This is a genomic window from Pseudomonas sp. CK-NBRI-02 (assembly GCF_008124495.1).
Classification (GTDB): Bacteria; Pseudomonadota; Gammaproteobacteria; order Pseudomonadales; family Pseudomonadaceae; genus Aquipseudomonas; species Aquipseudomonas guariconensis.
The window spans coordinates 17,563-40,344 of sequence record NZ_VSJH01000021.1; the positions used below are offsets into that span (position 1 = coordinate 17,563).

Below are 22,782 nucleotides of genomic sequence, written 5' to 3' on the forward strand. Positions count from 1 at the left end.
GGACAACACCGTTGCACGCTGAAATCGAATTGAAAGGAGTCGCCCATGGCCAAGCGTTCCCGCCCACAAGCCTTCATCGACGACCCGCTGTGGTACAAGGACGCAGTGATCTATCAGCTGCACATCAAGTCCTTCTTCGACTCGAACAATGACGGCATCGGTGATTTCGCCGGGCTGATCGGCAAGCTCGACTACATCGCCGAGCTGGGCGTCAACACACTGTGGCTGTTGCCGTTCTACCCCTCGCCACGGCGCGATGACGGCTACGACATCGCCGAGTACAAGGCCGTGCACAGCGACTACGGCACTCTGGCCGATGCCCGGCGCTTCATCGCCGAGGCTCACAAACGCGGCCTGCGGGTGATCACCGAGCTGGTCATCAACCACACCAGCGACCAGCACCCTTGGTTCCAGCGCGCCCGCCACGCCAAACCTGGGAGCAAGGCGCGGGACTTCTACGTGTGGTCGGACACCGACCAGAAATACGACGGTACGCGGATCATCTTCCTGGACACCGAAAAGTCCAACTGGACGTGGGATCCGGTCGCCGGCCAGTACTTCTGGCACCGTTTCTATTCGCACCAGCCGGACCTGAACTTCGACAACCCGCAAGTGATGAAGGCCGTGATCGGCGTCATGCGCTTTTGGCTCGATCTTGGCGTCGACGGCCTGCGCCTGGATGCGATCCCCTACCTGATCGAGCGCGACGGCACCAACAACGAGAACCTCCCCGAAACCCACGCGGTACTCAAGGCGATCCGTGCCGAGATCGACGCCAACTACCCCGACCGCATGCTCCTGGCCGAGGCCAACCAATGGCCCGAGGACACCCGCCCCTATTTCGGCGAGGGCGATGGCGACGAATGCCACATGGCGTTCCACTTCCCGCTGATGCCGCGCATGTACATGGCCCTGGCCATGGAAGACCGCTTCCCGATCACCGACATCCTGCGCCAGACCCCGGAAATCCCCGCCAACTGCCAATGGGCGATCTTCCTGCGCAACCACGATGAACTCACCCTGGAAATGGTCACCGACCGCGAACGTGACTACCTGTGGAACTACTATGCCGAGGACCGCCGCGCCCGCATCAACCTTGGCATCCGCCGTCGCCTGGCGCCGCTGCTGCAGCGTGACCGTCGGCGTATCGAACTGCTCACCAGTCTGTTGCTGTCGATGCCTGGCACTCCGACCCTGTACTACGGCGATGAATTGGGCATGGGCGACAACATCTACCTGGGCGACCGCGATGGCGTGCGCACGCCCATGCAGTGGTCGCCGGACCGCAACGGCGGATTCTCCCGCGCCGACCCGCAGCGCCTGGTGCTACCGCCGATCATGGACCCGCTCTATGGCTACCAGACCGTCAACGTCGAGGCCCAGTCCCACGATCCGCATTCGCTGCTCAACTGGAACCGCCGCCTGCTCGCCGTGCGCAAGCAGCAAAAAGCCTTTGGCCGTGGCACCCTGAAAATGCTCACCCCCAGCAATCGACGCATCCTCGCCTATTTGCGCGAGTACACCGATGGTGAGGGCAACACCGAGATCGTTCTGTGCGTGGCCAACGTTTCGCGGGCGGCCCAGGCTGCCGAGCTGGAGCTGTCGGCCTACGCCGACAAAGTACCGGTGGAGATGCTCGGCGGTAGTGCCTTCCCGCCCATCGGCCAGTTGCCGTTCCTGCTCACCCTGCCGCCCTATGGTTTCTACTGGTTCCTGCTGGCTTCGCGCGATCGCATGCCCAGCTGGCACATCGAGCCGAGCGAAGGCTTGCCGGAGCTGACCACCCTCGTGCTGCGCAAGCGCATGGAGGAACTGCTCGACGCACCCTCGAGCGAGACCCTGGAAACCACCATCTTGCCCCAGTACCTGCCCAAGCGGCGCTGGTTCGCCGGCAAGCAGGGGCCGATCGATCAGGTGCGCCTGAGCTATGGCGTGCGCCTGGCCACGGCCACCACGCCGGTGCTGCTCAGTGAGCTGCAGGTGCACAGCGAGGGTGTGGTGCAGCATTACCAGCTGCCGTTCGGCCTGCTGCCCGAGGAGCAGATCAACAGCGCCTTGCCCCAGCAGCTGGCGCTTTCGCGGGTGCGCCGTGGCCGCCAGGTGGGGCTGATCACCGACGCCTTCGTGCTCGAGCCGTTCATTCGCGCCGTGCTCAGCAACTGCCAGGCCCGCACGCGTCTGCCGTGTGGTACGGGCGAACTGCGTTTCGACTGCACCGAACAACTGGCCAGCCTTGCGCTCAATGAAGAAAGCGAAGTGCGTTACCTTAGCGCCGAGCAGTCCAACAGCTCGGTGGTGGTAGGCGGCAGCCTGGTGCTCAAGCTGATCCGCCGGGTCAATCCAGGCATTCATCCGGAGCTCGAGATGAGCGCGTATTTGACGGCCGCCGGCTTTGCCAACATTTCGCCGTTGCTCGGCTGGGTCAGCCGGGTCGATGATCAAGGCACGCCGCATCTGCTGATGATTGCCCAAGGCTATCTGAACAACCAGGGCGACGCCTGGGATTGGACCCAGAACACCCTGGAGCGCGCCGTGCGCGACGAGATGGAGCCGGCCAGCGTCGAGCCCGAGGCGCACACCGACGCCTTGGTGGAACTCACAGGCTTTGCCGCGTTGCTGGGCCAGCGACTGGGCGAGATGCACCTGTTGCTGGCCGCACCCAGTGATGACGAGGCTTTCGCGCCGCGCCCCAGCGCCACCGAGGACAGCACCCGCTGGAGCACGCAGGTCAGCGCGCAACTGGACCACGCCCTGGACCTGTTGGCCCGGCACCGCGACAGCCTGGACCCTGACAGCCAGGCCCTGGTCGACGACCTGGCGCAACAACGCGAGGGCTTGGCCCAGCACATCGACACCCTGGCCCGCCAGGCCCAAGGCGGTCTGCTGATGCGCGTGCACGGCGACCTGCATCTGGGCCAGGTCTTGGTGGTGCAGGGCGATGCGTACCTGATCGATTTCGAAGGCGAGCCTGCCCGGCCGCTGGAGGAGCGACGGGCCAAGCACAGCCCGTACAAGGATGTCAGCGGCGTGTTGCGCTCCTTCGACTATGCTGCAGCGATGATCTTGCGCAGCGCCTCGGCGGTAGACCTCTCCGACGCTGCACGCCAGGCTCGGCAGCGAGTTGCCCGGCAGTACCTGCATCAGTCGCGTCATGCCTTCGTCGAAGCCTATGGCCTGGCCACCGCCGCCATGCCCCACGCCTGGGAGCAGGCCGAGGGCGAGCGCGCCGCACTGGAGCTGTTCTGCCTGGAAAAAGCCGCCTACGAAATCATCTACGAAGCCGAGAACCGGCCAGGCTGGTTGGCTGTGCCCTTGCATGGACTGCATGGGCTAATCAGTACGTGGGGGGAGGGCTAGGCCTCATGACAGGCGATAGGCCTCCTCTGTGGGAGCGGGTTATTTACTTCAAACAACAACGGATAGGGGCAGTGAGATGAATGCAACCACGCGTGATAACGGCGGCCTTCGGCAACGGGATCTGGACGCCCTGGCCCGCGCCGAGCACGCCAATCCCTTTGCGGTGCTGGGGCCCCACGCCGATGGTGCAGGAGGGCTGTTCGTCCGGGCCTTCCTGCCCACTGCGCTGAACGTCCAGGTGCTGGCGCGCCATGATGGGCGTGTGCTGGCCGAAATGGTGCAGGGCAGCCTGCCGGGGCTGTTCACCGCGCACCTGGACGAAGCCCATCCGTACCTGCTGCGCATCGGTTGGGCCGGAGGTGAGCAGATCACCGAGGACCCCTACAGTTTCGGCCCGCAACTGGGCGAAATGGACTTGTACCTATTCGCCGAAGGCAACCACCGCGATCTCTCCGGGCGTTTCGGCGCCCAGCCGATGTGTGCCGATGGCATCGATGGGGTGTGCTTCTCGGTGTGGGCACCCAATGCCCGGCGCGTGTCGGTGGTGGGCGATTTCAACAACTGGGACGGGCGCCGCCATCCCATGCGCCTGCGCCACGACGCCGGCGTGTGGGAGCTGTTCGTGCCACGCCTGGGTATCGGTGAGGCCTACAAGTTCGAGGTGCTCGGCCAGGACGGTGTGCTGCCGCTCAAGGCCGACCCGCTGGCCCGCGCCACCGAGTTGCCGCCGAGCACCGCGTCCAAGGTGTCAGGCCCCCTGCAGCACGCCTGGCAGGATCACGACTGGATGCAACAGCGCGCCGCGCGTCACGCCTACGACGCGCCGCTGTCGATCTACGAGCTGCATGCCGGCTCCTGGCGCTGCGAGCTGGACGACGCCGGCGAGGTGTCGCGCTTTTACAACTGGCGTGAACTGGCCGAGCGCCTGGTGCCCTATGTGCAGGATTTAGGGTTCACCCACATCGAGCTGCTGCCGATCATGGAGCACCCGTTCGGGGGCTCCTGGGGCTACCAGCCACTGTCGCTGTTCGCACCCACCTCGCGCTACGGCAGCGCCGAGGACTTCGCGGCGTTCATCGATGCCTGCCACCAAGGTGGCATCGGCGTGCTGCTGGACTGGGTTCCGGCGCATTTCCCCACCGATGAACATGGCCTGGCTCGCTTCGACGGCACCGCACTCTACGAATACGACAACCCCCTGGAGGGCTACCACCAGGACTGGAACACCTTGATCTACAACCTGGGGCGCAACGAGGTGCGCGGTTTCATGATGGCCTCGGCGTTGCACTGGCTCAAACACTTCCACATCGATGGCCTGCGGGTCGATGCCGTGGCCTCGATGCTGTATCGCGACTACTCGCGCAAGGCCGGCGAGTGGGTGCCTAATCGCCACGGCGGCCGTGAAAACCTCGAAGCCATCGATTTCATCCGCCACCTCAACGGCGTCGCCGCCGTCGAGGCACCGGGCGCCTTGATCATCGCCGAAGAGTCCACCGCCTGGCCCGGGGTCAGCCAGCCGGTGCAGCAGGGCGGGTTGGGCTTTGCCTACAAGTGGAACATGGGCTGGATGCACGACACGCTGCACTACATCCAGAACGACCCTGTGCACCGTGCGTATCACCACAACGAGATGAGCTTCGGGCTGATCTACGCGTACTCAGAGCATTTCATCCTGCCGATCTCCCACGATGAAGTGGTCCATGGCAAGCATTCGCTGATCGACAAGATGCCCGGCGATCGCTGGCAGAAGTTCGCCAACCTGCGCGCCTACCTCACCTTCATGTGGACCCACCCCGGCAAGAAGCTGCTGTTCATGGGCTGCGAGTTCGGCCAGTGGCGCGAGTGGAACCACGACCACCAGCTGGATTGGTACCTGCTGCAGTACCCCGAGCACCAAGGCGTGCAGCGCCTGGTGAGCGACCTCAACCGCCTGTACCGCGAGCTGCCCTCGCTGCACGAACAGGATTGCCAGCCCCAGGGCTTCCAGTGGCTGATCGGCGATGACGCGCACAACAGCGTGTATGCCTGGCTGCGCTGGAGCAGCGCCGGGGAGCCGTTGCTGGTAGTGGCCAACTTCACCCCGGTGCCACGTGAGGGGTACCGCATCGGTGTGCCGTTCGGCGAGCGCTGGCAGGAGTTGCTCAACAGCGATGCCGAGCTGTATGCCGGGTCGAATGTGGGCAATCTGGGAGCGGTGGCCAGTGAGCAGGTGGCCAGCCATGGGCAGCCGCTATCGCTGGCCTTGAACCTTCCGCCGTTGGGGGTTCTGGTGATGAAACCGGCCTGAGCTGTACCGGGGGCCGCAAAGCGGCCCCTTAAGTCTTGAGGTGTTCCATCGATTGAGGACATGGGGCTGCAAGGCAGCCCCGAAGTCTCACCAGCGCATTCTCACGCCCAGGCTGCCAATCAGGCCATTGAGGTCATTGCCGTCCACATCGCTGCTGTAGTCGGCACTGACGAACAGCGCTACTTTCGGCGTGACCCGCGCCACCAATCCCAAGCCAAGGTCCACGGTGGTCGAGTACCGGGAGCTGGAGATCTTGTCGACCTGGTCCAGCTTTACGGTGTCCGAGTCGGTGAAGTCGTACCACACGTTGGTCCGCACGTAGGGTTCGATGGGCATCCCGCGTACGGTGTAGCGCCCCGACAATTTGGCACCGACCCGGCCGCTCCAGCTCGGCTGGCTGTCGAATGCCTGCAGGGTTTCTTCCTGTGCCCGGTTGCCGGGGAAGAACTGCTGGTTGATCAACTGCGCCTGGGGCTCGATGACCCAGCCACCGCCCAGGCCGATGGGGTATCCACCTTCAACCGAAAAGGTCATCGCATGGCCGCTGTCGTCCAATCGCTGGCCGCTCTCCCCACGGCCATTGACGTCGATGCGGGTGCCCATGGCCACGGCATCGACGTGCCAGCCTTGCTCATGGGTCATGCTCCAGTACACCCCCAGGCTTTCGCCGCTGAGGTTAACGGCATTCTTCTGCTTGTCGCCGAGCAACCGGCGCATGCCGTTGAAGCTGCTTTGCAGGTTGTTGTGGCCCACGAAAATCCCCGCCCGATGCACATTGCCGTTGGTTTCACGCACGAACAGGTCCGGGCCGATCGTCAATTGTTGGCTGGGCGCCTCCAGTTGCGCGGGCACTTGGGCGCCGGGTCTTGTGGCATCCGGGAAGAACTGCGACCACTGGCTGGCGACCAGGTCCGGGGCCGCCTGGCCGTGGCGTTCGCTCATGCGCTCGGAAAATGCACTCAGGGTGCCCAGGCTCAGGCCGCTGGCGGTCACCGGATCGAGGGAGAGCTGCGGCACGGCCGGCGGCTGCAACAGGCCAGCGAAGGAGGCCTGTTCCTGCAGTTCGAACGCGAAGGTTTCCACCGGGGTTGCCAGGAGCAGCGACGTGGAAACCGCACAGAAAATCGCGTCGAAGCGCCAGGGGTTCGAGGTTCTTTTCATGGCGGATCTCCTCTGTTGTGTTGTTGTGTGTTGGTACAGCCCAAGGATCTGGCCTGATGTCACGAGCTGTACGACACAAAAACAGAGGGCGACCCAAACCAGCACGCCTGGGCTCGCAGGTACGCACAAAGGTGCACGCTAGAGGCCCGGCGCGAATTTTTTACGACACGTTGTAGAGTTCAGCTAAGGAGACGTCGCCGCCTGCGTCAAGAAAGCGTGAAAGACTTGTCGGTATGTCGATGAGGGTCGTAACCGAATGATTTGGCTGGAAATTCAGCTATCGATATCGAGGTTGGTTCTTTGCCGTGGTTGGACTATGCCGAATCATTGCTAAAGACGCACCTCCACCGCCAAGGGCAGGTGATCGGACAGATGCGTCCAAGGCTTGTGCCCGAGGATTCGCGGGGCATGACTCTCGGCGTTGCGCAGGTAAATGCGGTCCAGGCGCAGCAGCGGCAGGCGGGCCGGATAGGTGCGTGCCAGCAGGCCGTGGTGGCGCTCGAATGCTTCGTGCAGATCACGCTGAGCCCCCAGGGTGCGATTGCCGCGCAGCTGCCAGTCGTTGAAGTCGCCCGCGATGATCACCGGGGCATCGGCCGGTAGGCTGTCGAGCAAACGGCGCAACAGGTGCAGTTGCTTTTGCCGATGGCTTTCCAGCAACGACAAGTGCACACAAATGGCATGCACCTGGCGTTGGCCGGGCACGTCGAGGATGCAATGCAACAGGCCCCTGCGCTCGGGGCCCGTGATCGATACGTCGAGGTTGCGGTGTTCGAGAATCGGGTACTTCGACAGCAAGGCATTGCCGTGGTGGCCATCGGGATAGACCGCGTTGCGACCGTAGGCGAAGTCGCTCCACATGCTGTCGGCAAGAAACTCGTATTGGGACGTCTGTGGCCAGCCCGGGTAGCGCGCGGCGTGGCGGTCATGGCTGCCGAGCACTTCCTGGAGAAACACGATGTCGGCCTGGGTACTGCGCACAGCCTCGCGCAGCTCTGGCAGGATGAAGCGCCGGTTGAAGGCGGTGAAGCCCTTGTGGGTATTGACCGTCAGCACCCGCAGCCGATGAACGGCTGGGGCTTGGCTGACGCTGGCGAAACCTGGACTACCGGCTTCGGGGCTCACGATGGCTCCTCAAGAACTGCGGGGTTGAATGCCCCATCGCAGGCATGCCGACGTCAGGGCCACTCGCACAAACAGACACTGATTCGGACAGATCTTGCTCGCCTGGGTTCACTCTCCAAGAGGCATCAGGTGTACATACTTATGCGGCTCTTTTCGCAAGCCAGTGAGACAGGCCTATCACTCTTCTTCGCGCTGTAGCGCCATCAGCAGCAATGAGCGCCCTTTGACCTCGAACAGCGTGTCGAAGGCCAGGTGCTGAGGCTTACGCATCTGTGGCCGGTCGGTGTCGACCAGGCAGCTCCAGTAGTCGCCCTCGGGCACCGAGGGCAGCTGGAAGGGCACCGTGTCATGGTAGGCGTTGACGATCAGCAGCAAGGTCGCCTCGCCGCCGGGCCGGGCAATGCCACTGACCTGGGCGCGGCCGTCCATGAGCATGCCCAGGCAGCGGCCATGGGGATCTTCCCATTGCTCCACGCTCATTTCATTGCCATCGGGCGCCAGCCAGGTGACGTCCTTGACCCCGATCGCCTCGTTGTAGTCGCCCACCAGGAACCGCGAACGGCGCAGCACCGGGTAGGCCAGGCGCAGCCGGGTCAGGCGTTTGACGAAGGCCAGCAGTTCGGTGCCTTCCTGGTCCAGATCCCAATTGATCCAGCCGATCTCGCTGTCCTGGCAGTAGGCATTGTTGTTGCCGTGCTGGGTGCGGCTGAACTCGTCGCCGGCGACGATCATCGGCGTGCCCTGGGCCAGCAGCAGGGTGGCGAAGAAGTTGCGCATCTGGCGCATGCGCAAGGCGTTGATCTGTGGGTCGTCCGTAGGCCCTTCGACACCGCAGTTCCAGGACAGGTTGTTGTCGGTGCCGTCCTGGTTGTTCTCGTCGTTGTCCTCGTTGTGCTTGTCGTTGTACGACACCAGATCGCGCAGCGTGAAGCCATCGTGGGCGGTGACGAAGTTGACCGAGGCATAGGGCCGCCGGCCACGGTTGTTGAACAAGTCGCCCGAGGCGGTCATGCGTGAGGCGAAGTCCGCCAGCTGGCCTTCATCGCCTTTCCAGAAGGCGCGCACGGTGTCGCGAAAGCGATCGTTCCATTCTGCCCAGCCGGGGGCGAAGTTGCCGACCTGGTAGCCACCCGGGCCGCAGTCCCAGGGCTCGGCGATCAGCTTGACTTGGCTCAGCAGCGGGTCCTGGCGGCAGGCCACCAGGAAACTGTGACGCTCGCTGTAGCCATCGTGATAGCGCCCCAGGATGGTCGCCAGGTCGAAGCGAAAACCATCGACATGCATCTCGCCGGCCCAGTAGCGCAGTGAGTCGGTGACCAGTTGCAACACGCAGGGATGGCTCAGGTCGAGGGTATTGCCGGTGCCGGAGTCGTTGATGTAGTAGCGCTTGTCGTCGGGCATCAGCCGGTAGTAGGAGGCGTTGTCGATGCCGCGCATGGATAGCGTCGGCCCCAGCTCGTTGCCCTCGGCGGTGTGGTTGTAGACCACGTCCAGGATCAGCTCCAGGCCAGCATCGTGCAGGTGCGCGACCATCTCCTTGAACTCGGCGACCTTGCCGCTGGCCAGGTACTTGGGGTGAGGCGCGAAGAAGGCGATGCTGTTGTAGCCCCAGTAGTTGTTCAGGCCCTTCTGCAGCAGGTGCTGGTCGTTGACGAAGGCGTGGATCGGCAGCAGCTCGATGGAGGACACGCCCAGGTCCTTGATGTGCTTGAGCAGCTCATCGTTGGCCAGGCCCGCGAAGGTGCCGCGCAGTTCTTCCGGTACCGCCGGATGGCGCATGCTGATGCCACGGGTATGGGCTTCGTAGAGAATGGTGCGCTCCCAAGGGATCTGCACCCGCTGGTCGCGGCCCCAGGTGAAGGCCGGGTCGATGACCTTGCACTTGGGTACGAAGGGCGCACTGTCGCGCTCGTCGAAGGACAAGTCGCCATCGGGATGGCCGATGGTGTACCCGAACAGTGCCTCGGACCATTTCAGATTCCCCACCAGTTGCTTGGCGTAGGGGTCGATCAGCAGCTTGTTGGGGTTGAAGCGGTGACCATTCTCCGGTTCGTACGGGCCATGGACCCGGTAACCGTAGACCAGCCCGGGATGCGCGTCGGGCAGATAGCCGTGGTAGATCTCATCGGTGTATTCGGGGAGCTCGATGCGTTCGATCTCCTGTTCGCCGGTGGAGTCGAACAGGCACAGCTCGACCTTGGTTGCATTGGCCGAGAACAGGGCGAAGTTGACGCCCAGACCGTCCCAGGTGGCACCAAGAGGGAAGGGCAAGCCTTCGCGGATGCGTGAGGGAGCGACGGAGCGGGTTTTCTTCGGGGTGCGGGGGCTCATGACAGTCCTCGTTGGCCTGGTGGACGGATGTACCGATGCATCTATGCCAGCCCTTTCGCGGGCAAACCCGCGAAAGGGTTCGGTACAGGCTCAGCCTGCAGTGGGTTTCTTCACAGCCTTTGGCTTTTTCGCCGCAGCCGGCTTGACCCCCGGCAAGGCAGCCACTTTCGGCTCGGCCGGCGCTTTGGGTTCAGCCGCTGCCTTGGGCTTGGCCGCCGCCTTCTTGCGCGGGGTCGCCTTGGGCGCCAGCGCCTCGGCCTCGGCCAGTTTGCGCGCCATCTCCCAGTGGCGTTCTTCCTGACCTACGGGTTTACCCTCCGACTCCCAGATCTGGTAGGCGAATTCGCGAATACGTTTTTCATCGGCACTCATCATGACGCTCCTGGTGTTCAAGATTGTTGTATCAGCAGGTTGACCGGAAACTCCGCCAGCACAGTATTCAAATACAGCTCCTTTGAAGGGCTGACAGCCGCACTGGAAAAAAGTCCCAAGCAAGTGGCAGACGACAAGGCAAACGGCAAGATCAGCCGTGTATCGTCCCAGTTCTGCGCTGGGATCAAGGGCACAGGGGCGTCGCCGAGCAGGGGGGCGCACAGGCGCGGCACTACCACGATGGCCCGGGCATCCTCGCCCAGGCGTGCGAACGCCAGCACCTTGTCGGCGTGCCGGCCATGCACGGTCAAAGGCAGGTAGGCGCCGCGTTGGAACAGCTGCGGATGGGCCTGGCGGGCATCTAGAACCCGGGCGATCAGCGCCTGCTTGACACGCCCATCGCGCCAATGCGCCAGCAGCTCGGCCAGCGGCACGCTGTCGTCCAGGCTCGCGCGGCGCGCGGCGTAGTCCACCGGGCGACGGTTGTCCGGGTCGACCAGGCTCAGGTCCCAATACTCGTTGCCTTGGTAGAGATCCGGTACGCCGGGGCTGGTCATGCGCAGCAGGCACTGAGCCAGGCCGTTGAGTGCGCCGGCAGAGGCGATGTGCTGCGCGGCGTCGTGAAGCGAGCGGCGCAACTGTTGGTTTTGCGGCCCCAGCAACAGCTCGTCAACGTAGGTCGCGCAGGCTTGCTCGTAGGCGTCGTTCGGTGCGCTCCAGCTGCTGCGCAGCTTGGCCTCGCGCAGGGCCTTCTGCTGCCACTGGCGGACCCGCTCGGCATAACGGCCCAAGGCTCCGAGGTCCTGCAGGTCCAGCTCCAGCGGCCAGCTGCCGATCAGCGTCTGGTACAGCAGCAGTTCGTCCGCCGGGCTCGGTGCCGGGCCGTCGTTCAATGACTGGCGCAGTGGTGTGGCGAGCTCGCGCCAGTGCTCCACCCGGCTGGCCAGCCAGGGGCCGTGTTCGCTCAGCACCGCCAGGCGCGCGCGGCAGTCCTCGCCGCGCTTGTGGTCGTGGGTGGCGGTGGCCAGCAGGTTGTCGGGAAAGTCCCGCAGGCGCCGCTGGGCCTCGTTGTGGAACCAGGTGGCATCGGCGCTGAACCGTTCGGCTTCGAAGCCCACATCGTTGCGCGACAGCAGGCGTCCTGAGCGATAGAACGCAGTGTCTTCCACGGCTTTGGCCGCGCTCGGTGCCGTCAATTGCTGAAAGCGCACGCAGGCATGGCGCAGGTGCTTGCGGGGCAGGCCACGGGGCAGTTGGCGCCAGGGTTGGCCGCCCAGCCAGTGCTGCAGATGATCGAGCAGTGGCCAGTCGGCTTCAGCCAGGCTCTGCCGGGCGCCGGCCAGGGCGTGTTGGAAGAACGCTTCGTCTTCGGCCGGACGGCCGCAGGCATTGATGTAGGTGCGGTACACCGGGTAATGCTCTACCAGCGCCTGCAGCGCCCGCCGGATCGCGCCGAGGGTCAGGTCGCGGGTCATCAGGTCGCCACGGGCCACCTGCAACAGGGCCTGGGCCACGGACTCACAATCGCCGGCCAAGCTGGCATTGAGCACCAAGTGGCGAGCCTGGCGCACTTCCTCGGGAAAGTCCGGGCGTTCGCTGATACTGCTCCACAGCTCGGTCAAAGGGGCTTCGCCGGCCGGGTCGTGCTGCAACAGCGAGACTTGGTTCATGAACTCGTAGCCGGTGGTGCCGTCGGTGCGCCAGTCCAGATGCAGGTGCTCGCCTGCCCCGAGGATCTTCTCCACATAGATCGGAAAATGCGCTACGGCGGCCTGCACAGGGCGGCGGGCGAGCAGGCGCTCGACCCGTCGGCGCAGCTTGCGGCAGTACTGGCGAGGATCGGCCAGGCCGTCGATATGGTCGATGCGCAGGCCGTCCACCAGGCCTCGTTCGATCAGCTCGAACAGCTTGGCGTGGGTTGCCTCGAACACCACCGCACGCTCCACGCGTAGCCCGCCCAATTCGTTGATGTCGAAAAAACGCCGCCAGTTGATGTCATCGGCCGCAGTGCGCCAGCTGGCCAGGCGATAGGTCTGGTGTTCGAGCAGCAGGTGCAGGCGTTTCAGACCCGCTTCGGTGCGGCTGTCGAACGCGGCCAGGGCGCCGTCGAGGCTTGCGCCTTCGCCAACCAGGCGCGCCAGCTCGGCCTGCAGGGGCAGGGCGTCGGTCAACGGATCGGCGGCCTCGCGCAAGGCACTGAAGTGTTGAGCCAATGCTTGCAAAGCGGGGTGTTCGCTCTGGCCGAGGATTTGCCCGTAGTCCAGCGGGCAGATGGGGAAACGGTGCTCGTAATGGGCGACTTGCAGCACGCCTTGGTCGCTGTCGAACGTCAGCGGGATCTCGCCGTTGTGCAACGCCACGCCGTAGTCACTGCCCAGGAACGGCAGCAACAGTTGCCCGGCCAGCAGCGGGTCGCTGGAGTGCCACTGAATGTCGAAGAATTCTGCGTAGGGGCTGCGCCGGCCCCAGGCCAGCAGGCTCTGCCACCAAGGGTTGTCGGCGCCACCCACGGCCATGTGGTTGGACACCGTGTCCAGGATCAGCCCCATGCCATGCTGGCGCAGCGCGGCGACCAGGCGTTCGAGCGCCGCTTCCCCCCCCAGCTCCGGATTGACTTGGGTCGGGTCGACCACGTCGTAGCCGTGGCGCGAGCCCGCCCGGGCCTTGAGGATGGGCGAAGCGTACAGGTGGCTGATCCCTAGGCGGGCGAAGTAGGGCACCAGGGGCACCGCATCGTCCAGGGTGAAGTCACTGTGCAATTGCAGGCGCACCGTGGCGGTCAAGGGTTTCATCGGTCACGCTCCCAGGCTTGTTCGCGGGCTTGGGCCAGCAGCTCCAGGCGGCGGGCGGCGTCTTCGTCGTCAAGCAGCTCGCGCACCGGGCGGGCGAAGCGGCGACGCCAATTGGGGTGGCCATCGGTGGTGCCGGGCAGGTTGGGCTGTTCGTCGCAGCCCAGCAAGTCTTCCAGGGGGACCAGCACCAGGGGGGCACGGGTATGTCCGACGTAGCGGATCGCCGCGTCGATCAACGCGTCGTCGTCAGCCAGGGCGCCATAGTTCTGCTCCAAGGTGCGGCGCAGGCCATCACGCTCCCGTTGGCGGGTGTGGCGCCAATGCAGCTCGGCGGCCGCGTCCACCAGTTGCAGGCGATGGCTCCAGTCGATGTCGCGCGCTTGCAGCCAGCCGGCCAAGGGGGCGAGATCGTGGGTGCCGGTAGTGGCCAGGGCGTGGTCCGGCCAGTCGAGAATCGGTTTGAAATGCCCCGGCGGTTGTTGCTCGAACGGCAGCACGCGCATGCCCAGCACGGCCTTGGCCGCCAGGGTTTCGCGCAGGCCTTCGGGCACCGTGCCCAGGTCTTCACCCAAAATCACCGCCCGGTGGCGCACCGACTCCAGGGCCAGCAGGCGCAGCAGGTCGTCCAGCGGGTAGTTCAGGTAGGCGCCCTCGCTGGGGCGCGCCCCCCGCGGGATCAGCCACAGCCTGCGCAGGCCCATGACGTGGTCGATACGCAAGCCGCCGGCGTGGGCAAGGTTGGCGCGCAGCATTTCGATGAAGGCGCGGTAGCCGTTGCGCTTGAGGCCTTCCGGAGAAAAGGCGCAGATACCCCAATCCTGGCCTTGGCGGTTGAGGATATCGGGAGGGGCGCCGACCTTGAGATCGGCCAGCAGCTCGTCCTGGCGGCTCCAGGCCTGGCTGCCGGCGCCGTCGGCGCCCACGGCGAGATCCGCGATCAGGCCCACGGCCATGCCGTTGCCGCGCGCGGCCTCCTGGGCGCGTTGCAGGCCGCGTTCGGTGAGCCACTGGCAGAAGGCATGGAACTCGACCTGGGCCGGGCAGGCGCTGGCAAAGGCTTCCACCTCCGGGTGATAAGGGTCGTGCCAGGCCGATGGCCAGTTGCGCCAGTCAGCACCCAGGCCTCGGGCTACCGCTTCGGCCTGCAGCACCTGGAACCAACAGTGGTGCAACAGGGCCTGGCCACCGGCCTCACGGTAGCTGTCGAAGTCCTTTTGCAGGGGGTGAGCGCCCCGGCTGAAGTCCTTGTACAGCGCCTGCAGCAGCTGTTGCCTGGCTTCGGCGGCGCGGGGCCAGTCCACCAGCGGCAGTTGCTCGAGCTCGTCGAGCAGCGGCTGCAACTGGCACGCCTCGATCGCCATGCGCACTTCCCGCTCGCCCAGCAGTGCGGCGGGGCTGGCGTACAGCGTGTTGAGCAGCAGGCGGCTGGAGGGGGAGTAGGGGCTGTAGTGGCGCTGGTCGATCGCCGACAAGGCGTGGATCGGGCTGATCGCCAAGGCGTCGGCGCCTCGTTCCGCGGCGGCTCGGGCCAGTTGCTCCAGGGCCAGGCAGTCGCCGTAGCCGCCGTCACCGGGGCGTCGCAGACTGTACAGTTGGACCGCAAGGCCCCAGCACCGAGGCGGTGATTGCTCGGTTGCCTCGTCCAAGGCATGGCAGCGCGCAGGCGCGACCGCCAGGGTGAACGGGCGGTCGTCGATGTTCAGTTGGTGATAGCCCACGGGCAGCTCCCCCGGCAGCTGCGCCTGGCCATCGAGGGCCAGGGTCAACGGGTCACCGTTCTCGAGGGTGCACTGCACCGGGCTGCCAGGGGCGAAATAGCGCGCAAGGTCCAGCGGCAGGCCCACATCGGCGGTGAGCAACGGCGGCAGATGGTCGGCATCCTCGGCCTCATCGAGCGCCTGGAGGCTGGCGGCGATAGCGGTTTCGTCTTCGGCCGGGTGGCCAAGGCCTGCCAGCACCTGGCGCAGGACGTCATCGCTGACCCGTTGGGGGCGGTCGTTGGCGTCGACCCAATCGCGGGCCAAGCCCACCCGCGCGGCCAGTCGGTGCAAAGGCAATTCGCTCATGGAGCCTCCTGGTCGGGTGGCAGCAGGCTGACCACGCAACTGTGCGCGGGCAGGGTAGTGTCGAGATGCGCGGTGTCGCTGCTGTCCAACAACCAGCGCTCGACTGGAGGCAGTGCTACCGATTGCGGCTCGCTGGCCAGGTTAAGGTCGATCCGCAATTGGCTACCGTCGCCCAGGCGCCAGCGTGCGGTCAGGGCCCGTTCGCCCAGTACCGTGGCGCCCAGGGCGCGACTGCCAGGCAGGCGTGGGGTGAGATGCAGGCGGCGCAGGGTCAGCAGGCGCTGGTACAGCCCGTGCCAGCCGGCCACCACATCCTGCGCTGCGAGCTGCGAGGCGTCGAAGGTGGCCTGGGCGTTGGGGTCGGGGATGCGTTCGCGCTGCGCAGGGTCGGCGAACGCAGCGAAGTGGGCGAACTCGGCACGGCGACCTTCGCGCACCGCGTCGGCCAGCTCATCGTGATGATCGGTGAAAAACAGAAATGGCCGGCGGCTGCCTTCTTCATCGCCCATGAACAGCAGTGGAATCATTGGCGCCAGCAGCAGCAAGCCGGTGGCCGCGCGCAAGGCCGGGGGCGGGCAGAGGCGGGTCAGGCGTTCACCCATTGCCCGATTGCCGATCTGGTCGTGGTTTTGCAGAAACAGCACGAACGCACTGGGCGCTAAGTGCCCGCTGGGCTCGCCCCGTGGCGTGCCATGGCGGTTGGCCTGGCCCTGGAAGACAAACCCCTCGCTCAGGCTGCGGGCCAGTTTTTCGATCGGACGATCCTTGTAGTCGGCGTAGTAGCCTTCCGTTTCGCCGGTCAACAGGACATGCAAGGCGTTGTGGCCGTCGTCGTTCCACTGGGCGTCGAAGCCCTGCTCGAGCAGCGAGGCCTGGTTGTGTTCGTTCTCCAGCACCAGCCATACCTGACGACCTGGGGCCACGGCGGCACGTACGCGCTGGGCCAGTTCGATGAGAAAGTCCGGCTGGTCGATGGCATGCACCGCGTCCAGGCGCAGGCCGTCGAAGCGATAGTCGCATAGCCACATCAGGGCATTCTGGATGAAGAACTCGCGCACCTGGGGCCGGCGAAAATCGATGGCAGCTCCCCAGGGCGTCTGCCGGTCTTCGCGAAAGAACGTGCTGGCGTACTGGTGCAGGTAGTTGCCGTCGGGACCGAAGTGGTTGTAGACCACATCGAGCAGCACCATCAGGCCATGGCCATGGGCCTCGTCGATCAAGCGGCACAGTTCGGTCGGACTGCCATAGGTGTGCTGCGGGGCGAACGGCAACACGCCGTCGTAGCCCCAATTGCGCGTCCCCGGAAACGCCCCCAGCGGCATCAGCTCGATGGCCGTGATGCCTATCTCGGCCAGGCGCGGCAGTTCGCGCATGACTCCGGCATAGCCGCCCAGCAAGCCGACATGCAGCTCCTGGATCACCGCCTCGTGCCAAGGTCGGCCTTGCCAGGGGTGACGCCATGGATAGCTGGCGGTGTCCACCACTTGGCTGGGTCCCTGCACGCCCTCGGGCTGGTAGCGCGACGCGGGGTCGGGCACCTGCAGGGTGTCATCGATTCGGTAGCGATAACGGTCGCCCGCCTGGCAAGACGCCAGGCCGGTGAACCAGCCATCTGCTTCAGGCAGCAGTTCGACCGCAGGTTGTTGCTCCAGCTGCAAGCTCACGCTGCGCGCATCGGGCGCCCAGAGGGCGAAGCGCGCCGACGTGGCGTCCAGCAAGTGTGCGCCATGCCTTTGCATCTTCGGTGCCCTCGTTCAGTAGTGGCCAGCGTGGGCCTGACAGACCAGCTCCTCGTACAGCTTGGCGTAGGGTTCCACGGCCTGGCACCAGTTGAAGGGCTGGGTCATGGCCAGGCAGCGCATGGCATTGAGCAGGTCTTTCTTGCCGTGCACGTAGAACGCCCGGCTCAGGGCCTCGCGGTAGCTCTCGACAGTGGACGCGTCGAACAGGAAACCGGTGACTCCGTCCTCGATGGTGTCGGCCAGCCCACCGGTGTTGCGCGCCACCGGCAGCGAGCCGAAGCGCTGCGCGTACATCTGGCTCAGGCCGCAGGGCTCATAGCGCGACGGCATCAGGAGGAAGTCGCTGCCGGCGAACATGCGTCGTGCATCGGTTTCGTTGAAGCCGATGCGCACGCCGATGCGTCCCGGGTAGCGCAGGGCCAGCTCGCGCATGGCCTGTTCTTCCTCAGGTTCGCCTCGACCGATAATGGCGATCTGGCCACCTTGTTTGACGATGTAGTCGGCCACGCCCAGCGTCAGGTCCAGGCCTTTTTGGTACACCAGGCGCGAGACCACGGCGAACAATGGCCCCTGCGATGCCTCGAGTTGGAACAGCGTGCGCACTTCTTGTGCGTTGCGCGCCTTGCCGTCCCAGTCGTTGAGGCTGAAATTGTGCTGCAGGTGCTTGTCGGTGGCCGAATCCCAGCTCTCGTCGATGCCATTGGGAATGCCGCCGAGCAGGCCCTGCTGCGCCTTGCTGGCCAGGAAGCCATCCAGCCCGCAGCCGAATTCGGGCGTGGTGATCTCCCGGGCATAGGTGGCGCTCACGGTGGTGATATGGCTGGAATAAGCCAGGCCCGCCTTGAGGAACGACAGCTTGCCGTAGAACTCCATGCCTTCCTGCTGCAGGGCATGGTCAGGGATGGCCAGCTCCGGGCAGCAGGCACGGCTGAACACGCCCTGGTAGGCCAGGTTGTGGATGGTGAACAGGGTCGGGGTGTTCAGGCCGCGCCAGTGCATGTACGCCGGGGCCAGGCCTGCCGGCCAGTCGTGGGCGTGCACCAGGTCGGGGCGCCAGTGGATCATGCCTTCGCCGGCGGCGATTTCCGCAGCGGCCAGGCCCAGTCGGGCGAAGCGGATGTGGTTGTCCGGCCAGTCGCGGCCATTGTTGGCGCCATAGGGCGTGCCGTCGCGCTCGTACAGTTCGGGGCAGAGCAGGACATAGATGACCAAGCCGTCGGCCAGATCCATGCGGCCGATCTTGCAGGGTGGCAGCGCCGCGTGCCCACCCAGTTCGCCGACGATATGGATGGGGTTGTCGCTGTCGACCACCTGGCGGTAGCCAGGAATCAACACACGGACATCGTGCAGATGGGACAGGGCCCGGGGCAGGGCCGAGGACACGTCGCCCAAACCCCCGGTCTTGACCAGGTCGGCGATTTCCGATGTGACGAACAGGATTTTGCGTTTGTGCGGGTTGTGACGGCGCTGGGCGCCGGGTGCCTTGGCTGTCGTGGCGAATCCTGGCGGCAGCGGTTCGCGGTTGTCCGGGGTGAATGTATCTACGTGAGGTTCGACAGCGGCACTGATCATACTTCTCTCCGTCCCTTGTATCGGGTGGCTGGCACCCTTTGGCGTTATGTCGTGTTGGTTCTCTCTAGTTCAAATCTTCGTAGTGCGGTCCATGCCCCAGAGTGGTGCGCACAAGCACCGTGCAATCGGCGTTCCAGCCGAAGGCAGTTGAGCTGTTTGGGGTGTGGGTGGGCCGAAGCGGGGAGGTCCCCTGTGCATTGGCCTACTTAGTTCCTGACCTGCCGCTTTGTTGGAAAGTTTCTTTTTTTTTCCGTCCGGTTACCCAGACGGTTTGGCGGGCAGAATCCCGAGTGTAGGAGAGGTTGCGTTACATTTGTGACCCGCTGGTCATTTAAATGATGACCGTGGGTCCGCGCAAACGTTGGCGGGCTGTCACAGGATGTTAATGCCGAAGGTAGAGGGGCCGCCTGAAAGGCAGCCCAGGACGCGAAAGGGTGCGTAGGCACTCCAGCGATCAATCGGTGGGCAATAGTGATGAATGGTGCTGGCTGATCAACCAGCGTTCGCCGTCCCAGCGATAGGTGAAGGTGTAACGTGCCGCCACTTGTTGGCCGCTGGCGGCAAGATCAAAGGTATACAAACCGGCCAGGGTCGCCTCGTTGCAGCTTTGGCGTAGGTGATAGGTGTCGAGTTTGCCGCTGGGGCGCTTGGCCAAAAAGTGTTCGAAGTAGTCAATGCGCGCCTCACGGGTCTGGCGAGGAATCCTGGAAACGGTCGGCAGCAGCAGGGCGTCGTCCTGATAAAGGCTGGCGACCTGGTGTGGATCGCCGCTTTTGAGGCTGTCGTTCCATTGCGTGAACAGCCCCAGCACTTCCCTTTCGCTGGCGGTCTTGCACAGAGCTGCCGTGGCAGGGGCCGACAGGCCGACAAGCCCGATGAAAGTCAGGATCAACCTGTATTTGGATGAGGTCATGCGCGATTTCCGCTCAAAGCAGGCAACACAAGCCTGCGACGCGGCCACTGTAGGAAGGGCGGCGACAGCGAACTATCGGAATCCGGTACGGAGGATGAAGGGAGAATCTTGTCGAGTGGGAGCCATCAGCTCCCACCAGTAGCGATGAAAGATCAGATGCGAATGGCTTTGTCGTCTTCGCAGCGGGCCTGCTCGAGCAACTGATTCAACTGGGCGACCTGCTGGCGCAATTGGTCGCGTTCGTCCTTCAGGCGGCGCAGCTCGTCACGGCGCACGGTGACATAGAGGGTCTGGGTGGGAGTGGAAGGCATCAGGGTACCCATTGGAACACCTCGCGGTTCTGGCTGGTGACAATTTCAAGCGTAGACGCTTGGCGCGGCGCGCATTCTGAATTCTTTTCCTGGCCTTGGGAACTTTTTTGTTTATCGTTGTCGCCCCGTTCGTCGGTGAACCCTCGAACGGAGCACTGGACTAATCTGAAAACCTGAACCGCGTTGTCATCCATTTCGTAAGGGGAGCATCGACACATGCAACTGGGAATTGTCGGGCTGGGCCGCATGGGCGGCAACATCGCGAGGCGTCTGATGCTCGCAGGGCATCGGACCGTGGTCCACGACCGCAACCGCGACGCGGTGATGACGCTGGAGAGCGAGGGCGCCCAAGGGGCACACGACCTGGGAGCGCTGGTGCAGAAGCTCAAGGCACCTCGCGCGGTGTGGGTAATGCTGCCTGCCGGTGAGCCCACCGAGCAGACCATCGCCCAGCTGGCCGAGCTACTGGAGCCGGGCGACGCGATCATCGATGGTGGCAACACCTTCTATAAGGACGACATGCGCCGGGCCGCCGAGCTGGCCAAGCTGGGCCTGCATTATCTGGACGTCGGCACCTCCGGTGGCGTGTGGGGCCTGGAGCGCGGCTACTGCATGATGATCGGTGGTGAGAAGGACGTATTCGAGCGCCTCGAGCCGCTGTTCAAGGCCCTGGCCCCTGGCGTAGGCGACATCCCCCGCACCCGGGGCCGCGAGGGTGAACATGGCCGCGCCGAGCATGGCTATATCCATGCAGGGCCTGCCGGAGCCGGGCACTACGTGAAGATGGTGCACAACGGTATCGAGTACGGCTTGATGCAGGCCTACGCCGAAGGCTTCGACCTGCTGCGCAGCAAAGGCGGCAACGAACTGCCCGAAGACCAGCGTTTCGACCTGGACGTGGCCGAGATCGCCGAGGTCTGGCGTCGCGGCAGCGTGGTGACCTCCTGGCTGCTGGACCTGACCGCCGACGCCTTGGTGGCTGACCCGCAATTGGCTCAGTTCAGTGGCTCGGTGTCCGACAGCGGCGAAGGCCGTTGGACCATCGATGCCGCCGTCGAGCAGGCCGTGCCGGTGCCGGTGCTGTCCAGTGCGCTGTTTGCCCGTTTTCGTTCGCGCCAGCAGCAGGGCACCTATGGGGACAAGATCCTCTCGGCCATGCGCCTGGGCTTCGGCGGCCACGTCGAGAAAGGCAAATGACGGCACAGCGCATCCCGGCCGCGCCGCCCTGCACGTTGTTCCTGTTCGGCGCCAACGGCGATCTGGTCAAGCGCCTGCTGATGCCGGCGCTGTACAACCTCAGCCGCGATGGCCTGCTGGACCGCAACCTGCGCATCGTTGGTGTCGACCACAATCCAGCCACGGCCGAGGCGTTCGCAGAGCGCCTGCATGCCTTCATGGTCGAGCGCGACAAAGGCGGGGAGGGCTCCAACAAGTGTCTGGATGACAAAGTGTGGGCGCGCCTGGCCAAACGTCTGGACTACCAGATCGGCGATTTCCTGAACCCGGCCACCTATGAGGCCATCGGCAAGCGCATCGACAAGACCGCCCATGGCAATGCCATCTTTTACCTCGCCACCTCGCCGCGCTTCTTCCCGGAAGTGGCGCAGCGTCTGGGAGATGCCGGGCTGCTCGATGAGTCCGGCGGCGGTTTTCGCCGGGTGGTGGTGGAAAAACCCTTCGGCACCGACCTGGCCAGCGCCGAGGCGCTCAACGCCTGCCTGTTGGGGGTGATGAGCGAGCGGCAGATCTACCGGATCGACCATTACCTGGGCAAGGAAACGGTGCAGAACATCCTGGTCAGCCGGTTCTCCAACGGGCTGTTCGAGTCGTTCTGGAACAACCATTACATCGACCACGTGCAAATCACTGCGGCCGAGACCGTCGGTGTCGAAACCCGTGGCGCCTTCTACGACAACACCGGCGCCCTGCGCGACATGGTCCCCAATCACCTGTTCCAGTTGCTGGCCATGGTCGCCATGGAACCGCCGGCGGCCTTCGCTGCCGATGCGGTGCGCAGCGAGAAAGCCAAGGTGATCGGGGCCATCCGCCCCTGGTCGCAGAAGATGGCCCTCAAGCACTCCGTGCGTGGCCAGTACGTGGCCGGCAAGCAGGGCCGCAAGCGCCTGGCCGGGTATCGTCAGGAGCCGAACGTCGACCCTCAAAGCCGCACCGAGACCTATGTTGCCCTCAAGGTGATGATCGACAACTGGCGCTGGGCCGGGGTGCCGTTCTACCTGCGCACCGGCAAGCGCATGAGCGTGCGCGACACCGAGATCGCCATCTGCTTCAAGCCGGCGCCGTATGCGCAGTTCCGCGAGTCGGAACTGGAACGGCCCAAGCCCAACTACCTGAAGATCCAGATCCAGCCCAACGAAGGCATGTGGTTCGACCTGCAGGCCAAGCGTCCCGGGCCTGAGTTGGTGATGGAAAACGTCGAGCTTGGTTTTGCCTACAAGGACTTCTTCAAGATGACCCCGGCGACCGGTTACGAGACCTTGATCTACGACTGTCTCACCGGCGACCAGACCCTGTTCCAGCGCGCCGACAACATCGAGAACGGTTGGCGCGCCGTGCAGCCGTTCCTGGATGCCTGGGCCAGCGGTGGGGAGGTCCATGAATACCCCGCCGGCGAAGATGGCCCCGCGGCGGGCGACGAGCTGCTCACGCGTGACAAGCGGGAGTGGCACACCTTGGGATAAAGGGCTGCGATGGGGCGCAAAGCGCCCCCAAACCGACCGTCTTGCAAAGGAGCG

The 22,782-nt window shown here is 64.7% G+C and carries 14 protein-coding genes; 4 read left to right on the forward strand and 10 right to left on the reverse strand.

Going from position 1 to position 22,782, the window contains the following annotated elements:
* The first annotated feature begins 45 nt into the window (after nucleotides 1–45).
* Complete coding sequence (treS, locus tag DQ397_RS14995; protein WP_043212063.1) at nucleotides 46–3,357, forward strand: maltose alpha-D-glucosyltransferase; 3,312 nt, start codon at nucleotides 46–48, stop codon at nucleotides 3,355–3,357.
* 76 nt (nucleotides 3,358–3,433) lie between these two features.
* On the forward strand, nucleotides 3,434–5,644 hold the full coding sequence (glgB, locus tag DQ397_RS15000) for a 1,4-alpha-glucan branching protein GlgB (protein WP_043212061.1): 2,211 nt from the start codon (nucleotides 3,434–3,436) through the stop codon (nucleotides 5,642–5,644).
* Nucleotides 5,645–5,731: 87 nt separating this feature from the next.
* Here the strand turns inward: glgB and DQ397_RS15005 are convergent, their stop codons facing one another.
* The 10 genes from DQ397_RS15005 to DQ397_RS24535 all read right to left on the reverse strand — a co-directional run bounded on the left by DQ397_RS15005 (nucleotide 5,732) and on the right by DQ397_RS24535 (nucleotide 20,041).
* Nucleotides 5,732–6,805, reverse strand: coding sequence for an autotransporter outer membrane beta-barrel domain-containing protein (locus DQ397_RS15005; protein ID WP_043212060.1), 1,074 nt, complete (start codon nucleotides 6,803–6,805; stop codon nucleotides 5,732–5,734).
* Nucleotides 6,806–7,135: 330 nt separating this feature from the next.
* The gene (locus tag DQ397_RS15010) at nucleotides 7,136–7,930 is read right to left on the reverse strand and encodes an endonuclease/exonuclease/phosphatase family protein (protein ID WP_043212059.1); all 795 of its coding nucleotides are present in this window, start codon (nucleotides 7,928–7,930) and stop codon (nucleotides 7,136–7,138) included.
* Nucleotides 7,931–8,107: 177 nt separating this feature from the next.
* Nucleotides 8,108–10,261, reverse strand: a complete 2,154-nt coding sequence (glgX, locus tag DQ397_RS15015; protein ID WP_043212058.1) for a glycogen debranching protein GlgX — start codon at nucleotides 10,259–10,261, stop codon at nucleotides 8,108–8,110.
* Between the two features lie 90 nt (nucleotides 10,262–10,351).
* Nucleotides 10,352–10,636: a DUF2934 domain-containing protein gene (locus DQ397_RS15020; RefSeq protein WP_043212056.1), complete on the reverse strand. Its 285-nt coding sequence runs from the start codon at nucleotides 10,634–10,636 to the stop codon at nucleotides 10,352–10,354.
* A gap of 14 nt (nucleotides 10,637–10,650) precedes the next feature.
* The gene (locus tag DQ397_RS15025; protein WP_043212054.1) at nucleotides 10,651–13,425 is read right to left on the reverse strand and encodes a malto-oligosyltrehalose synthase; all 2,775 of its coding nucleotides are present in this window, start codon (nucleotides 13,423–13,425) and stop codon (nucleotides 10,651–10,653) included.
* Nucleotides 13,422–15,491: a 4-alpha-glucanotransferase gene (gene malQ, locus DQ397_RS15030; RefSeq protein ID WP_043212052.1), complete on the reverse strand. Its 2,070-nt coding sequence runs from the start codon at nucleotides 15,489–15,491 to the stop codon at nucleotides 13,422–13,424. Before malQ ends, DQ397_RS15025 begins: the two co-directional genes overlap by 4 nt.
* Complete coding sequence (gene treZ / locus DQ397_RS15035) at nucleotides 15,488–17,230, reverse strand: malto-oligosyltrehalose trehalohydrolase (RefSeq protein WP_043212051.1); 1,743 nt, start codon at nucleotides 17,228–17,230, stop codon at nucleotides 15,488–15,490. Before treZ ends, malQ begins: the two co-directional genes overlap by 4 nt.
* Before the next feature lie 15 nt (nucleotides 17,231–17,245).
* A complete protein-coding gene (gene glgA / locus DQ397_RS15040; protein ID WP_043212048.1) occupies nucleotides 17,246–18,805 on the reverse strand; it encodes a glycogen synthase GlgA in 1,560 nt (519 codons plus the stop codon).
* Between the two features lie 454 nt (nucleotides 18,806–19,259).
* Complete coding sequence (locus DQ397_RS15045; protein ID WP_043212046.1) at nucleotides 19,260–19,718, reverse strand: SgcJ/EcaC family oxidoreductase; 459 nt, start codon at nucleotides 19,716–19,718, stop codon at nucleotides 19,260–19,262.
* A gap of 152 nt (nucleotides 19,719–19,870) precedes the next feature.
* Complete coding sequence (locus DQ397_RS24535) at nucleotides 19,871–20,041, reverse strand: DUF6026 family protein (RefSeq protein WP_167358085.1); 171 nt, start codon at nucleotides 20,039–20,041, stop codon at nucleotides 19,871–19,873.
* Between the two features lie 204 nt (nucleotides 20,042–20,245).
* Between DQ397_RS24535 and gnd the strand changes: the two genes are divergently transcribed.
* Both gnd and zwf read left to right on the forward strand, forming a co-directional pair.
* Nucleotides 20,246–21,226: a phosphogluconate dehydrogenase (NAD(+)-dependent, decarboxylating) gene (gene gnd / locus DQ397_RS15050; RefSeq protein WP_043212045.1), complete on the forward strand. Its 981-nt coding sequence runs from the start codon at nucleotides 20,246–20,248 to the stop codon at nucleotides 21,224–21,226.
* Nucleotides 21,223–22,728, forward strand: coding sequence for a glucose-6-phosphate dehydrogenase (gene zwf, locus DQ397_RS15055; RefSeq protein ID WP_043212043.1), 1,506 nt, complete (start codon nucleotides 21,223–21,225; stop codon nucleotides 22,726–22,728). Before gnd ends, zwf begins: the two co-directional genes overlap by 4 nt.
* The last annotated feature ends 54 nt before the right edge of the window (nucleotides 22,729–22,782 follow it).